11 protein-coding genes are annotated in these 14,734 nt (G+C 58.3%); 1 reads left to right on the top strand and 10 read right to left on the bottom strand.

Annotated features, from left to right (window positions below; all coding sequences use genetic code 11):
• Positions 1 to 159: 159 nt before the first annotated feature.
• From NYE69_RS09985 to NYE69_RS09945, 9 genes are all read right to left on the bottom strand, one after another.
• Positions 160 to 618 carry a hypothetical protein gene (locus NYE69_RS09985; protein WP_340926034.1) on the bottom strand — a complete coding sequence of 153 codons (459 nt, stop codon included), beginning with the start codon at positions 616 to 618 and terminating at the stop codon, positions 160 to 162.
• A 16-nt stretch (positions 619 to 634) separates the two neighbouring features.
• The gene (locus NYE69_RS09980; RefSeq protein WP_340926033.1) at positions 635 to 2,827 is read right to left on the bottom strand and encodes a S9 family peptidase; all 2,193 of its coding nucleotides are present in this window, start codon (positions 2,825 to 2,827) and stop codon (positions 635 to 637) included.
• A gap of 450 nt (positions 2,828 to 3,277) precedes the next feature.
• Complete coding sequence (locus NYE69_RS09975; RefSeq protein WP_340926032.1) at positions 3,278 to 4,453, bottom strand: ABC transporter ATP-binding protein; 1,176 nt, start codon at positions 4,451 to 4,453, stop codon at positions 3,278 to 3,280.
• Positions 4,453 to 5,430, bottom strand: coding sequence for an ABC transporter ATP-binding protein (locus tag NYE69_RS09970; protein ID WP_340926031.1), 978 nt, complete (start codon positions 5,428 to 5,430; stop codon positions 4,453 to 4,455). The genes NYE69_RS09975 and NYE69_RS09970 overlap by 1 nt, the downstream gene beginning before the upstream one ends.
• 46 nt (positions 5,431 to 5,476) lie before the next feature.
• Entirely contained in the window at positions 5,477 to 6,358 is an 882-nt protein-coding gene (locus NYE69_RS09965; RefSeq protein ID WP_340930345.1) for an ABC transporter permease, read from the bottom strand.
• Between the two features lie 135 nt (positions 6,359 to 6,493).
• Positions 6,494 to 7,411: an ABC transporter permease gene (locus tag NYE69_RS09960; RefSeq protein ID WP_340926030.1), complete on the bottom strand. Its 918-nt coding sequence runs from the start codon at positions 7,409 to 7,411 to the stop codon at positions 6,494 to 6,496.
• 75 nt (positions 7,412 to 7,486) lie between these two features.
• The gene (locus NYE69_RS09955; RefSeq protein WP_340926029.1) at positions 7,487 to 9,070 is read right to left on the bottom strand and encodes an ABC transporter substrate-binding protein; all 1,584 of its coding nucleotides are present in this window, start codon (positions 9,068 to 9,070) and stop codon (positions 7,487 to 7,489) included.
• Between the two features lie 310 nt (positions 9,071 to 9,380).
• A complete protein-coding gene (locus NYE69_RS09950; RefSeq protein ID WP_328270990.1) occupies positions 9,381 to 10,568 on the bottom strand; it encodes a M20 metallopeptidase family protein in 1,188 nt (395 codons plus the stop codon).
• A gap of 19 nt (positions 10,569 to 10,587) precedes the next feature.
• A complete protein-coding gene (locus tag NYE69_RS09945) occupies positions 10,588 to 11,313 on the bottom strand; it encodes a FadR/GntR family transcriptional regulator (protein ID WP_328270989.1) in 726 nt (241 codons plus the stop codon).
• Between the two features lie 287 nt (positions 11,314 to 11,600).
• Between NYE69_RS09945 and NYE69_RS09940 the strand changes: the two genes are divergently transcribed.
• Complete coding sequence (locus tag NYE69_RS09940; RefSeq protein WP_328270988.1) at positions 11,601 to 12,374, top strand: Cof-type HAD-IIB family hydrolase; 774 nt, start codon at positions 11,601 to 11,603, stop codon at positions 12,372 to 12,374.
• Between the two features lie 510 nt (positions 12,375 to 12,884).
• Here the strand turns inward: NYE69_RS09940 and NYE69_RS09935 are convergent.
• A complete protein-coding gene (locus NYE69_RS09935) occupies positions 12,885 to 14,681 on the bottom strand; it encodes a hypothetical protein (RefSeq protein WP_328270987.1) in 1,797 nt (598 codons plus the stop codon).
• Positions 14,682 to 14,734: the final 53 nt, after the last annotated feature.

The raw sequence follows: 14,734 nt of genomic DNA, 5'->3' as shown, positions 1-14,734 counted from the left end.
TTTGCTGTACAAACGGTTTATTTCCGATGATTTCCATAGGTGCTCTGGTAACCGTGAACCCTCCGCTCGCGCTGAAATATTAAGCCCCCGGTCAGTTGAACCCGTCCGGGGGCTTGAGCTTGAAATGTTTTTTTACAAGCACACGATGGCGCTCTTGGTTCACCGGTACTTTAACTCGATGCCGACGACTACCTGTGGTTCGGTTCCGTTCCCTTCGCTTGCTTCTTCCGCAAACACCCGCCACTGCCGGCCGACCAGGGTACGGAGGATTGCGATCTCCTCCGGTGTCAGGCGAAGGTGCCGCAGCGACAAATTTTCCTGCGTGTAATCGCGGTCCGCCTCCTTGCCGAAGCGGAAAGCCAGCAGTCTTTTCAGCCCATTGATGTGCAAAAACTTGAATTCATAACCGCTGTGGAGTGCCTCTTCCCAATCGTCGCCGATCTCTTCCGCCGTCCGTAGCCTGTCCGCGAAATCCATCTCCGGTTCCTTGACCTTCTTCAGCAAAGGGGCAAAATCCCCGCTCCGCAAACACGCGATAATCACTTCGCTTGGCTCGCCGCTGGTCAACACGTTTTCCACCAGCAGCGCCACCGGAATGGATAGCTGTACATGGCTCATGTCAGAGCACATCCTTTCACAAATATTGCCCGAACCACGCGTTCACCTGCTCGAAGCTGTCGACGCGCAGCGAGGGCTTTCCGCTTTTCAGCAAGGTATGGTTGGAGCCGGGATAGCGGATGAGCTTGGTCGTTTTTCCATAGCGTTTCAGAGCGGAGTACAGCTCCTCGGCTTGGGAAATCGGCGTGCGGTAATCATTTTCGCCGTGCAAAATCAGCAGCGGCGTTTCAATCCGGCGCGCATGGGCCAGCGGCGACTTGGACCAGAGCAGCTCCGCGTGCTCTTGCGGATTGCCGCCGATCACGCCTTCGACGTACGAGATGCCGATGTCGCTCGTCCCGTACATGGACAGCCAATTGGAAATGCTGCGATGCGTCACGGCGGCCCGGAAGCGGTTCGTGTGGGCGACGATCCAGTTGGTCATGACGCCGCCGTAGCTGCCGCCGCCAATCCCCAGCCGCGTCTCGTCGATGAAGTCGAATGCGGCCAGCGCGTAATCGACGGCCTCCAGCAAATCCCGGCAGTCTCCGCCGCCGAAATCGCCACGGCACGCCTGGGCAAAGTCCTGCCCGTACCCCATGCTTCCGCGCGGGTTAACCCACAACACGGCATACCCTAGCGCGGCAAGAGTCTGCATTTCATGGCTGAACACGCCGGTGTACATTGCGTGCGGCCCTCCGTGAATCTGCAAAATCAGCGGAACTTTCGCGCCTTGGGGCAGCCCGGCGGGCTTCAGCAGCCAGCCGTGAATGCCCGGCCCGTCCGAAGCCTTGAATGCGATCCGTTCCGGGATGCGGACCTCAAGTTCGGCCAGAAACTCATCGTTGCGCCGCGTAAGCCGCAGTTCTTCTCCTGTGCGGACGTCGACCCGGTACAGTTCGCCCGGCCGTTCGGCCGTCAACGCGGCAGTCACCACATAGCGGCCGTCCGGGGACAACGTATATTGGTAGACATCCTTTTCGCCGCCGCCCGTAACCGCCTCGCAAGCACCCGTTTCGCCGATCCGGTACACGTTGACGTTGCCATGATCGGTGCCGAGCACGTACACGCCGAGCTGCGGATGGTGCGGATCATATAACGGGGACGGGCTGGCCCCCGCCGATTTCATATCGCCGAGCGCGGCGTTGCCGAGCTGCATGTCCAGCCCCGGGGCAAGCAGCTCCGGCGTGCCTCCCGCGGCAGGCACCGTATACAGCCGGTTATGGCTGCCGCTGCCGTACACGCGGTCGCTGGCGATCAGCGTCAGCCGCCGCCCGTCTGGCGCATAGGCAAACTGGCTGATCAGCAGATCGGACGCCGTGAGTTTTACCGGCTTGCCTATCGGCTCACCGCCGCTAAGCTTCACGGTGTACACATCGGCAAAATGCAGCAAATCCGCGTCCAACCGCTCATCCTCTACCCGTTTCGAGACGAACGACAAAGCTTCGCCGTCCGGCGACCAGACCGGCGCGGAAACGTCCCAGGGACCGAAGGTCACCTGCGTAATCCGGCCGGTTTTCAGCTCCAGCACAAACAACTGGCTGTACAGCCCATCCCACCAGCCGGAGCCTTCCGCTTTGGGGGTAGTACGCTCAAAAACGCGGCCGCGCAAGGCGGGCTGAGCGGACTGTTCATGCTGTGCCTGATGCTGTGCCTGATGCTGTACCTGTACCTGTACCTGTACCTGTGGCTTCTCTTGTACCTGTGGCTCCTCCTGTAACTGCCGTTCCCCCTGCGCCTGCTGCTCCCGCTGTTCACCGTCCCCCGATTGCTCACTTCCCGTGCCGGCCGGCGCCGGTTGCATCTCCACATCCGCGCCGGCCCGGCTCGTCAAGGCGATATACCGCCCGTCCGGCGACCAGACGAAGGCGTTCACGCCCCGCGTAAGCGCCGTGTGCTTCACGGCCAGACGGGACTGAACCTGGTCCGGCTCCACCGCTTCCCCCTCCGCCGGGACGGTATACAGCTGCTTACCGCCTTCGGCCGGGCGCAGAAAAGCCAGCCGCGACCCGTCCGGCGACCACGACGGCGCGGAGTCCTTGTCTCCCCCGGTCAAGCGCCGGTCGCCGCTTCCATCCAGAGAGACGGCGCGGATATGCGTTATATAGTCGTTTTTTTCCCGGTCCACCGACTGATTCACGTAAGCCACCAGGCCGCGCGGGTTGACCGACGGCTGGCTGACCCACTGGTATCCGTACAAATCGTCCGGCACAATCGGCCGTTTATTCATTCCAATCGCTCCCTTACTATAGACGTGGGGAGGGTAGGGGGAAGGGAGACTGCCTATTGCTTCTATTGCCGGAAATAACGGTAATTTGTGTCGCTATTTTGGGATTTTCCCTCTCCAGTGCAAAATAGCGGAACTTTTAGGCTCTATTTGGAGAACAAGCTTGGAAAAAGCAGCATTTTACCCTCATTTTTCCAAAATAACGGTAAAAAATTCCTCTATTTCAGCCGACCTTCCTATTTGCCGAAAATAAGAACCTTTTTTACCGCTATTTCCTCCTCAGTCTCCCCCCGTCTCCACAAATATGCAACCGCCTGCCCTTCTCCCTACTCCCAAATTTTTTAATTATCACAAGAAGAACTACCACTAATCGAGATCTGGCTTCCTGGAAATATACGCCGTTGCACATCGGAAGCATTCGCTTCCGTGCTGAAAATCTGACTTTTTGAGCGCTCAGTTCAAGCCGGATAACGGAAAATGGCAGGCCGCAAAATGCCCATCGTCATGCTCCGCCAGCGGCGGCGCCTGCGTTCGGCATAGATCCTGCGCATAAGGGCAGCGCGGATGGAAAACGCAGCCGGAGGGCGGGTTCGCCGGACCCGGAATCTCCCCGGACAGCAAAATCCGCTCCCGGCGCTGCGTCGGATCGGGCACGGGCACCGCCTCGAGCAGCGCTTCCGTATATGGATGCCGCGGTTCGGCGAACAATTCGTCGCGCCCGGCCAGCTCGACGATTCTGCCCAGGTACATGACCGCGATGCGGTCGCTGATATGCTTGACCGTCGGCAGACCATGGGCGATAAAAATATAAGTCAGTTGAAACTGCCGCTGCAGTTCTTTCAGCAGATTGAGAATCTGCGCCTGGATCGACACATCCAGCGCCGATACCGGCTCATCGCAGACGATCAGCTTCGGCTTCATCGCCAAAGCGCGGGCGATCCCGATCCGCTGACGTTGTCCGCCGCTGAATTCATGCGGATGGCGGTCGGCCAGATGCGGTCCCAGGCCGACGGTCTCCAGCAGCCGGTAAACCTCGTCATTCAGCGCCCGGCCTTTGGCCAAACCATGCACCTGAAGCGGTTCGGCAACGATGTCGAACACCTTCATGCGCGGGTTCAGCGACGAAAAGGGGTCCTGGAACACAAACTGCAAATCCCTCCGCACTTTGCGGATTTCTTCCTCCGACAGCTCATCCAAGTCCAGCCCCTGAAAGACGATCCGGCCTTCCGTCGGCGCCTGCAGCCGGGTAATCAACTGCCCGGTCGTCGACTTGCCGCAGCCCGACTCCCCGACGATCCCCAGCGTTTCGCCCGGCATTACCCGAAAGCTCACGCCGTCGACGGCTTTGACGACGCCGCTTTTCCTGGAGAACCATCCTTTGTTCTGGGGATAATACTTCTTCAGCCCGCTCACTTCAAGGAGCGGCTGTTCGTTTACCTCGGACCGGCGCTCCGCTCCCGCCGGCGAGTTTACGGCCGTTCCGTTCTTCGCCCCGGACAGCCCCGGCCCCGTTTCCACCGTTTCCACCGGTTCGACCGGTTCGACCGCGGCCTGCCGGCTTCCCATCCCGGGCGCGCCCCACGCCGTTTCCGCCGCAGGTCCGCCCGCTCCTCTGTTCGCTCCGGTCATTATGGCGCCACCTCCTCCATCCGCAGGCATCTGACTTTATGGCCCGCTTCCTTGACGCGCAGCTCGGGATATTCCTTCGCGCATGCTTCCTGTGCGTACGGGCAGCGCGGCCGAAACGGACAGCCGCCCGGCATGTGGAGCATATCCGGCACGGTGCCCGGAATCGAATCCAGCTTGTCCCTTTGCTCGTCCAACCGGGGCAGCGAGCCCAAGAGGCCGATCGTATACGGATGCCCCGGTTTGGCAAACAGGTCGAACACGTCCGCTTCCTCGACGATTTCGCCGGCGTACATCACGGCCACCCGGTCGGCCATCTCCGCCACCACGCCCAAATCGTGCGTAATCAGGATAACGCCGGTGTTCTCCTCCCGGCTCAGCTCGGCGATCAGCCGCAAAATTTGCGCCTGGATCGTCACGTCCAGCGCCGTCGTCGGCTCGTCGGCGATCAGCAGCTTCGGCCGGCAGGCGAGCGCCATGGCGATCATCACCCGCTGGCGCATGCCTCCCGACAGCTGGTGCGGGAAGCTCCGCGCCGCTTTGGCCGCATCCGCGATGCCTACCCGCTCCAGCATCGCGACGCTTAAACGCGCCGCCTCCGCCTTGCTCACCTTCAGATGCTGAAGGATCGCCTCGCGAACCTGATTGCCGACCGTAAACACGGGATTCAGCGAACTCATCGGCTCCTGGTAAATCATCGACATTTCATTGCCGCGAAGGGTGCGCAGCTCTTTTTTGGACAACTCCAGCAAGTTCCGGCCCTCGAAGCGGATTTCGCCGTCCGTCACTTTGCCCGGCCCGCCGACCAGCCCCATGATCGACAGAGACGTGACGCTTTTGCCCGACCCGGACTCCCCGACGATCGCCAAGGTTTCGCCCCTTTTCACGGTAAAGCTGACGCCGCGCACGGAAGGAACCGTCCCCTCCTCCGTCTTGAAAGAAGTTTTCAGATTGCGAACCTCCAGCAATTCCGCTGTCATAGGCTTTCGCGCCCCCTTTCCTTTCAGTATGTGATGAACCACCTCTTTAGGCTTTGGTTTTCATGCGGGGGTCCAGCACATCGCGCAGCCAGTCTCCGAGAAAAATAACGCCCAGCACGGTCACCGTAATCGCCAGTCCCGGGAACGTCGCCACCCACCAGCTTGTCGCCACATATTGTCTGCCGTCGCTGAGCATCCCGCCCCAGGATACGTCCGGTGGTTTGATGCCCAGCCCCAAAAAGCTTAGCGAAGCTTCCATAATAATCGTTGTGGCCACATTCATGCCGGAGATGACGATGAACGAGGACAGGATATTCGGCAAAATATGCTTTAGAATGATCCGCCCGTTTTTCGCTCCGACCGCTTTGGCCGCTTTGACAAAATCGCGCTCCTTGATGCTCAGGACTTCCCCGCGCACCACCCTGGTATAAGACACCCAATTCGTCACGCCGATCACAAAAATAAGCGTCGTCAGGCCCGGCCCGACCACCGCCATCACCACCAGCATAAACAGGATCGTCGGAATCGCCATAAATCCGTCGGCCACCCGCATAATGACGGCGTCGATCCATTTGCCGTAAAAGCCCGAGACCAGGCCAAGCACCGCGCCGATCGCCCCCGACACCAACACCGCGCCGATCCCGACGATCAGCGAAACCCGTGAACCGTAGACGATCCGGCTCCACATGTCCCGGCCCAGGTTGTCGGTGCCCAGCCAGTGTTCTTTTGTTCCGCCTTCCAGCCACATCGGGGGCTTCAGCCGGTTCAGCGGATCGACCGCGGCCGGGTCATGGCCGGCCAGCAGGGGCGCAAGCAGCGCCGTCAGGCACACGATCAGCACCAGCACGGCGCCGACCGTTCCGGTTTTGCTGCGGAGCAGCCGCTTCAAAATAACCCGGAAGCCGGCCCGTTTGCGCTCCGGGTCCAACCCCGCAACCTCCGGGCCTTCCTGTAAAGGACCAGGTTGTAACGGCCCGCCCTGGCCCTGACCTTGAGCCGGTCCTCCCGGCACCGCCGCCAGCAAAGAACTTTCATTTATCGCCGCCACAGTTCCTCGCCTCCCCTAGTTGTATTTGATTCGCGGATCAAGCAGCCGGTACGCCGCGTCCGTCAAAATGTTGGTGACCACCACAATACAAGCGATCACAAATACCGCGGCCTGCACGATCGCCATATCATGCGTGTTGACGGCCACGACCAGCAGCTGGCCCAGGCCCGGCCACGCAAACACGGTTTCAGTGATCAGCGTGCCGCCGATCAGGCTCGTAAACTGCAGGCCCATAATGGTAACCACCGGGATCAGCCCGTTGCGCAAGGCGTGCTTGCCGATGACGAGCAATTCGACGATCCCTTTGCCGCGGGCGGTGCGGATATAGTCCTGATTGAGGATATCCAGCATGCTGGAGCGGATCAGCCGGGTCATTTGCGCCGCCAGCCCTACGCCAAGCGTAAACGCCGGCAGCACCAGATGAGCGAATCCGCCCCGGCCGGACACCGGGAGCACGCCCAGCATGACGGAAAACAGCAATATCAGCATGATGCCCATCCAGAAGTTCGGCATCGCCTTGCCGATCACCGACAGGCCCGAAATCACCAGATCCAGAAACGTATTGCGCTTAACGGCCGAAGCTACGCCCAGCGGCACGGCCATCAGCACCGCGAACAGCATGGCCGCGGCCGCCAGCTCAAAGCTGGCCGGCAGCCGTTCCAGCACGAGCGGCAGCGCCGGCTCGCCATAGCGGAACGAGCTGCCGAAATCTCCCTTGAGCGCGCTCCCCAGAAATTTCACGTATTGCGTATATAAAGGCTGATCCAGCCCCAGCGCCTGCGCCAGCACCGCGCGGTCCTCCGCGGTGGCCGTTTCCGGGAGCATAAGCGCGACGGGGTCGCCGGTCACCCTGACCAGAATAAAAACGATCAGGGAGACGATCAGCAGGACGGGAATCACCTGCAGCAGTGATTTGACGATATATTTTCCCAAGCGGTATTCACCTCCATCACCATCGCGAACGGACCGGGCAGGGACAGGCTGCCCGCAGACCTTCCGCAAACGAGATTACTCGGCCGCCGGCGCGATTTCCTCGGCGTAGAACAGTTCGTCGCTGCGCGGCTGGAAGTTTACGCGGGCATCCGTACCGTATACACCTTCCATTTGATACAAATACACCGCCGGACGTTCTTCGGCAAAAATTTGCTGCACCTGCCGGTACTCTTTCTCCCGAGCCGCCGGATCCATGTTGACCAGCGCCGCTTGCAGCAGCTTCTCCACCTCCGGATTGTTGTAATCCGTCTCGCCTTTCGCTTCCTCAAGCAGGTAGCGGGTGTAGTTGTTGGAGGCGTCGAACAGCGAGTTGCCGATCCCGATCATAAAAATTTCCTTAAACGATTTGGAGCTGTAACGCTCGCTGAACGCGCTCGGCTCCAGCACATCCAGGTTGATTTTGAAACCGGTCTGATCCAGCATGGCGGCCACCACTTCGGCCTGTTCCTTATATTGCGACGATACGGAAAGCGTCAGCTCCGGGCCGCCGTCCGGGTAGCCGGCTTCTTTCAGCAGCTGCTTGGCTTTTTCCTGATCGTACAGCGTCTGTTTGTACAGCGAAGGGTCGGCGCCGAAGTTCCCCGGCGTTACGGAAGTCCGGGTCACAATGCCCGCGCCCCCGGCGATGCTGTCCACGATGCCCTGCTTGTCGATCGCCAGATCGATCGCTTCCCTCACCTTCGGATCGGCGGTCGCGGTGCCTGCGGTATGGCGCAAAATCAACTGCAGCACGCGCTGGGTCGGCGTTTTGACGATTTTTTTGCCGTCCGCGCTCTCGATACGCGAGATGTCCGTCGACGGAACCCCCGAGATGATGTCCACGCCGCCGGCCAGCAGCTCGGATACGCGGGTCGAAGCTTCCGGAATGACGCGGAACACGACGCTGTCCCATTTCGGCTGGCCGCCGAAGTAGCTGTCGTTTTTGATCAGTTCCACGCGGTCATCCTTCAGCCATTTGCTGAATTTGTACGGCCCTGTGCCTACCGGCTGCTTCAAAAAAGCCTCCATTCCGTTCTCCTGAATATATTTGGCCGGCAAAATTCCCGCGCCCATCTTCGACAGCCGGTTCAGCAGCAGCGGGTCCGGTCCGTCGGTCACGATGTCCGCCGTATGCTCGTCCACGACCTTCACTTCCGCGATATTTTTAAAGTAAGAGTGCTGCTTCAAGGTGCTGTCCTTGGCCACCCGCTCAATCGTAAACTTCACGTCTTCGGCGGTGAACGGGTCGCCGTTATGGAACGTCACGCCTTCGCGCAGCTTAAACCGCCAGGTCGTGTCGTCCACCTGCTCCCACGAGGTGGCGAGCCCGGGAACTTTGTCCGCTCCGCCGTCATTTTTCAGCAGGTAGTCAAAGACGTTGACCAGCACCGCTTCGCTGGCCGTATTGTTGTTGTTGTGCGGGTCGAAGCTCTCAATGTCGGTGGCGTTCGCAATCGTCAGCGTTTTGCCGCCGGTCTCCGCCGCCGCGCCGCCTTCCTTCGCCGCATCGGGCGCCGCCGCGCTTCCCCCGCCATTGCCCCCGCCGCAAGCCGTGAGCACCACCATCGCGATCAGCAGCGTTAACAAGGCGTTTGTCCATTTCCATTTATATTTTCTCATCTGCTCCACTCCTCTTAGAGGTTGTTCAAAAAGTCATCTTTTGAAGATATAAGGAAGAATAGGCGTCTTAAGCACAGCTTCTTTATATCGCAAGAAAAACTACCGCTAAACGCGGTCTGGCTTCCTTGAATGTACATCGATAAAGTTTTTCTTATCACGAAGCAGGTCATGAAGTAGACTCGACATCGAATCTTGAATTCAGCCGGGCCTTCCGTTGCTCACGTACCCAAAACGTACGCTCCGCTCCTTACGTCCCTAGCTTCATCCAACTTTCTCGGTGCTGAAAACCTGACTTTTTGAACTCACATTTTTACAATTCTCCATTCAAAAAATTCAGCGCAATCGCCGACAACATGCTTACGCCGTAAGGCAAAGCCGTTTCGTCCAGGTCGAACATCGGATGGTGCAGCGGGTACCTCGTCCGCTCCTCGCCGTTTCCCGACCCCAGCCGGAAAAACACCCCCGGAATATGCTCGCAATAAAAAGCGAAATCCTCCCCGCCCGTGGACGGTTTAATGTAGTTCCACACCTTGGAGCCGTAAACTTGCTCACTGGTTGCGGTCATCAGATCGACCATGTCCGGATCGTTGATGACAAGCGGATAACCCGGACCGAACTTCAATTCGTATCCGGCGCCAAACGAAGCGCATACGCCGTTGACCACCTGCTCGACCAGGCCCGGCATCCGTTCCCGCAGCTCCCGGGACAACGTGCGGATCGTGCCCGTCATCTCCACCTCGGGCGCGATAGCCGTTCCCATGTAACCTCCGGAAATTTTGCCGATGGTTACAACCACCGGCTCCAGGGGGTCGACCATGCGGCTGGAGATGTTTTGCAGCGCGCTGATTACTTGCGCGGACACCGCGATGGCGTCGATCCCTTCATGCGGCCGGGCCGCATGGCCGCCTTTCCCCAGCACCTTGACGGTAAAAGCATCGGCCGATGCAAAAGCGACCCCTTTGCTTACGCCAAGCGTCCCCGTGTCCAAGTCGGGGAACATATGCAGCCCCGCGATGGCATCGACCTTGGGATTGTCCAGCACCCCGTCTTCGATCATCGCCCGCGCGCCCGCCAAACCTTCTTCCGCCGGCTGGAAAATAAATTTGATGTTCCCCGCTTTCGGCTTTCCTAGCCCGGTCAAGAGCTGGGCCGCGCCCATCAAAATCGCCGTGTGCGCGTCATGGCCGCATAAATGCGCTTTTCCCGCCACCTGCGAGCTGTAATCCGCCGTCTTCTGATCCTGGATCGGGAGCGCGTCCATGTCCGCCCGCAGGCCGATCGTCGGTCCCGGCTTTTCGCCCCGCAGCAGCCCTACGACGCCGGTCCCGCCCACATTTCGGGTCACTTCCAGGCCCAGCTTCTCCAGGTGTTCGGCAACGATCGCCGACGTGCGGAACTCCTCATACCCCGTTTCCGGGTGGCGGTGAAAATCCCTGCGCCAGGCGGTCAGCTGCTCTTGAAGCGGTTTTGTCCGTTGCAAAAGCTCTTTAATTTCCATTAACTCCACGCTCTCCTTCCTAGTCCCCGGCCACCACGCGGGCGTAAATGGCCTCTGCGGCAAAGCTGATATGTCGTTTCATCACGGCGCGCGATTGGTGTTTGTCGCGGGCCTCGAGCGCTGCGAGAATCTCCTTGTGCTCCCCGCAGTTAGCCGAACGCACATTTTCGTCGTAAGGCATCAGATCGAGCGCGGGATTAATCCTAGTCCGAATCTTTCGGACCGCCGCCTCGCAGTAGGGGTTGCCCGAAGCCTTGGCGATGGTCAGATGAAATTTGACGTCCAGCGCCCGGAACCATTCCCGCGTACAGTCCGGCTCCAAGCTCTGTTCCAGATAGCTATGAAGGAGCTGCAGGTCGCCTGCGGTGATCCGCTCAGCGGCAAGAAAAGCGCTCTCCGGCTCCACTATCGACCGGTATTCGAACACCTTTTGCATCTGATTCCAATCCCGCTTGATCTCCTCCCGGGTTCGCTTATGAGCGTGGGCCGTCACCGGCAGGATAAACGTTCCCCCCTTGGCCCCGACCCGCTTCTCAATGAGGCCCTTGGCCTCCAACGCGGCAAGCGCCTCGCGCACCGTAATGCGGCTGGCATTAAAAATCTCCGCAAGCTCCCTTTCGGACGGAAGCTGATCCTCGCTCATAAATTCCTTCAGGATGATCGCTTCCTCCAGCTGCTCCTTGATGAATTCGCTGACCTTTTTGGTCGATACCTTCTCAAAGGGCAGGGGAAATTGAATCGACATATTTAACACTCCGATCTATTAATGGTCTAGATCTTATACCATTACTATAATACCAAGTAAACTGATATGCAATCTAAAAATTTATTTTCAACATTTTGGGTGAATTAGATTCGAATCCCTTGTTTTATAATTTCTACACTATCTCAGGAATCCCTTGGTATCGGAGTAAATGTGCGGGGACGGCCGTTTTCCGGTGAATTTGGCTTGACCTGAAATGCTTTTCATACTTTATAGTAGAGGTAATAGTGAATGTTCGTTTTTTAATATGAGATTAAAGAGGAGGCAACATGAGCTACAAAATCGTATTTTTTGACATTGACGGAACATTGGTAAACGAACAGAAAGAAATTCCGGAATCCGCCCTGCAGGCTGTGCTTGAGCTAAAACGCAAGGGGATTGAAACGGTCATCGCCACGGGAAGAGCTCCTTATTTCATTACGAAAATTGCCGAACAGCTTGGCATAGATTCGTTTGTCTGCCTGAACGGCGCCTACGTCGTATACAAGGGACGCCCGGTCGTAGAGTATACGATTCCCAAAGAGCACCTTGAACCGCTGGTCGAGCGGGCGGGAAAACATAATCACTACCTGGTTTATCAAGGCAAAGAAGCTTACTTCTCCAACGCCAAACAGCATCCTGCTTTGCTGCAGTCGGTCTCTTCCTTAAAGGTGGAGCTCCCGGGTTACGATCCGGATTTCTGGCGGCATTCCGACGTATACCAGGCTTTTTTGCACTGCACGGCAGAGGAGGAGCATCTATATACGGCCGATATCCCTCATTTGCGGTTTGTCCGCTGGCATAGGCACGCCATGGATGTCATGCCTGTGGGGGGCTCCAAAGCGCGGGGCATTCAGGACTTGCTCCAGCACTTGGAGGTAAGCCCCGAAGAAGTCGTAGCCTTCGGCGACGGGCTTAACGACAGGGAAATGCTGACTCTCGCCGGGCTGGGCATAGCCATGGGGAACGGTCACGAGCAGCTCAAAGCCTGCGCGGATCACACCACCACCGACGTGGACAATGACGGGATCGCCAACGGCTTAAAATATGCGGGATTGCTGTAGATTTATGCGCTTGAACCGATGGCCCAAGCGGGCGGTACGCCGCTAAACATCAAAGGCGAAGGTCCGCTAGACTAACTGAGAAACTCCTGTAAAAACATAAGGACCTAAAATGTCGTTATTCCGGCGCTATCCATTCACTTGAGAGAAATAGATGCCATTTATGTCGCTATTTTCTCGGATCACAAGGAAATGCCCGCGTTCTGGACTCTTCATAGAAAAATAGGGACAAAAAGTGCCGCTAATGGGGGATGAGCCTGGCTGGTTCCGGATAATAAGAGCATAAAATTCCGCTATTTGGGAGGCTGGCTGCCTTGGTTGTCCAAGTAGACGGCTGTCAAACAACGATTTTTAGATTGAGCGCAATAAAAACGCCCAACGGTGCCCCTGAGCTTTTTCAGTGGCACGCCGTCGGGCGTTTTTCCCTATCTTATCTGCCGCCGCAACCGCAAGAACTCCGGATCGCCGGAAACAAGCAGCGTCATAGCGGAAGAGCATCCGATATTCCCCCGGTCAGATTCTCCGGGGCCGCAAATGGAGGTAAAGCGGCGGTCCGTCGGCAAAATCGCGATGGGTCACCTTGACAAGCTCGCCTTCCCGCTCAATGAGCGGGGACATCTCGCTGTCGTTGGGCGTCTCGGCCCCAGCAGCTAAGGACATGACCAGCGCCGCCTGCTTCATCCGGTCCAGGGCGATCGTCTTGCGGGGCCCGGAATACAAGACGAGATCGAGGGTCATCGTTCCGTTCGCGCCCGCGCGGTTCAATTCCCAGGCAAAGGTCTGCCGCGGATCGGGTTCTCCGGCAAACAGCGCCTGGTGCGGATCAGACTCTCCGGCAAACAGCGCCTGGTACGGATCGGACTCTTCGGCAAACAGCGCCTGGTGCGGATCGGACTCCTCGACAAACAGCGTCAGCCAGGATTTGAAGCTGAACTGCAGCCCGCCGATTTGAATGACGGCGCCGTTCTTCACCTCACGAATATCGGCCCCGGCGAGCTCTCCGCCGAGCTCCAGGCGCAGCCGCAGATCCTCGGCTTGCATAGAGCCGTCGATTCTATCGAGATTGATATGCGTATCACCGCCATTACTAGCAAAATCAACGCCGAACCATACGCGCTCCCGCCGCTGGCGGCTGTGGAACAACGCGGAGCAGAAGTCATAACCGTCATGCAGGAAACGCAGCCTTAAATAGACGGGGGAACCTCCGTTATCGGCGTATGCCAGCAGCACGCTTCTTTGGTTCCAGAAGTCGCTCTCATCAAAAGTTCCCAGGCTGTACTGCGGCGTAATATAGGTGGTAGCCCATCTTTCGCTGGTTTCCCCCCGGTCCCCCCGGTACCACTGGGTAATAAGCCGCGTGTCCGGCAGCGTAAAACCATCAAGATATTCGGGCGGGCAGGCCATTCCGCTGCCAAACCATTCTTCCTCGTAAGGAAGCCGTTCCCAGGAATAAAACATAACCCGGCCCTGCGTAGCCAGCTGCAAAAACGCCTTGCTCCGCTCGTCAAGCAGCGTTTCGTAGCGGCGGGCGTGCGGGCCCGACCATTGCCGCGTGGCGACATGGTAATGCTCGGCTACGGTTTTCCAGGTCATCTGGAGCAGCTTGTCGCACATCTCCCGGGCTTTTCCGTTCAAAGTCAGCCCGCGCAGCTTCGACAGTTCAAGAATGGCGATATACGTATAAACCGGGCTATTGTATTCCTCAAACACCTCCCGTCTGCGGGTATGCTCATAAAGCCGCGTCAACCGGTCCAGGCCGTAATTTTCGAACTCTTGATGGGCGTACCGTTCGCCGTAAATCAAGGTCACAAAGGTGCCGAGGATGGCGATATTGGTATAATCGGGACCTACGTTCCGCTTCCGGATCGCCTCGCAGGCATATTGGACCGAGCGGATCACGGCTGCGCGCAGCTCCTCCGGGAAGCGGTGGCCGTGACGGCAAAGGGCGGTAATCAGCCTGCTGCCGCAGAAATCCGCCCAATTCCAGTCCGGCGGAGCCATCCGCTCAAGCGGCTCTTCGCAAAACCACGGCCAAATGCCAAACGTGTTGCGGCCGGGATCCGTGTCCTGCAGCGAGATGACCCGGGCGATCACCTGCAACGCCCGCGTTTCGTATTCGGCTAGCTCCGTATCGAGCAGGCCAAGCGCGTAATTCAGCGAGTCCCGGGTGGCGTGGACCCACTCTACCCCGGTTAGCGTCGTATGATACCCCGGGCTGCTGAACGGAGACCGCAGAAGCTGAAGCTCCGGGTTGTAGCGGGAGTCCAGCGCTTTCATGTTGCGGATTAACATTTTACGTTCATCCATCATCTTTCATCTTCTCCTGACATAAGCTCATATTTCCTCCGCCCGCTAATATAAGT

The sequence above is a fragment of the Paenibacillus sp. FSL R5-0527 genome (assembly GCF_038008055.1).
Taxonomy (GTDB): Bacteria; Bacillota; Bacilli; order Paenibacillales; family Paenibacillaceae; genus Fontibacillus; species Fontibacillus macerans.
The sequence above is the reverse complement of the archived record's forward strand: the minus strand, read 5'-3'. Positions and strand labels throughout refer to the sequence as shown.

Excerpts from the sequence above, each read along its gene's own strand:
- NYE69_RS09955 (WP_340926029.1), bottom strand. The coding sequence starts at position 9,070 with ATGAGAAAATATAAATGGAAATGGACAAACGCCTTGTTAACGCTGCTG.
- NYE69_RS09940 (WP_328270988.1), top strand. The coding sequence starts at position 11,601 with ATGAGCTACAAAATCGTATTTTTTGACATTGACGGAACATTGGTAAAC.
- NYE69_RS09945 (WP_328270989.1), bottom strand. The coding sequence starts at position 11,313 with ATGTCGATTCAATTTCCCCTGCCCTTTGAGAAGGTATCGACCAAAAAG.
- NYE69_RS09950 (WP_328270990.1), bottom strand. The coding sequence starts at position 10,568 with ATGGAAATTAAAGAGCTTTTGCAACGGACAAAACCGCTTCAAGAGCAG.
- NYE69_RS09975 (WP_340926032.1), bottom strand. The coding sequence starts at position 4,453 with ATGACCGGAGCGAACAGAGGAGCGGGCGGACCTGCGGCGGAAACGGCG.
- NYE69_RS09935 (WP_328270987.1), bottom strand. The coding sequence starts at position 14,681 with ATGATGGATGAACGTAAAATGTTAATCCGCAACATGAAAGCGCTGGAC.
- NYE69_RS09985 (WP_340926034.1), bottom strand. The coding sequence starts at position 618 with ATGAGCCATGTACAGCTATCCATTCCGGTGGCGCTGCTGGTGGAAAAC.
- NYE69_RS09980 (WP_340926033.1), bottom strand. The coding sequence starts at position 2,827 with ATGAATAAACGGCCGATTGTGCCGGACGATTTGTACGGATACCAGTGG.
- NYE69_RS09970 (WP_340926031.1), bottom strand. The coding sequence starts at position 5,430 with ATGACAGCGGAATTGCTGGAGGTTCGCAATCTGAAAACTTCTTTCAAG.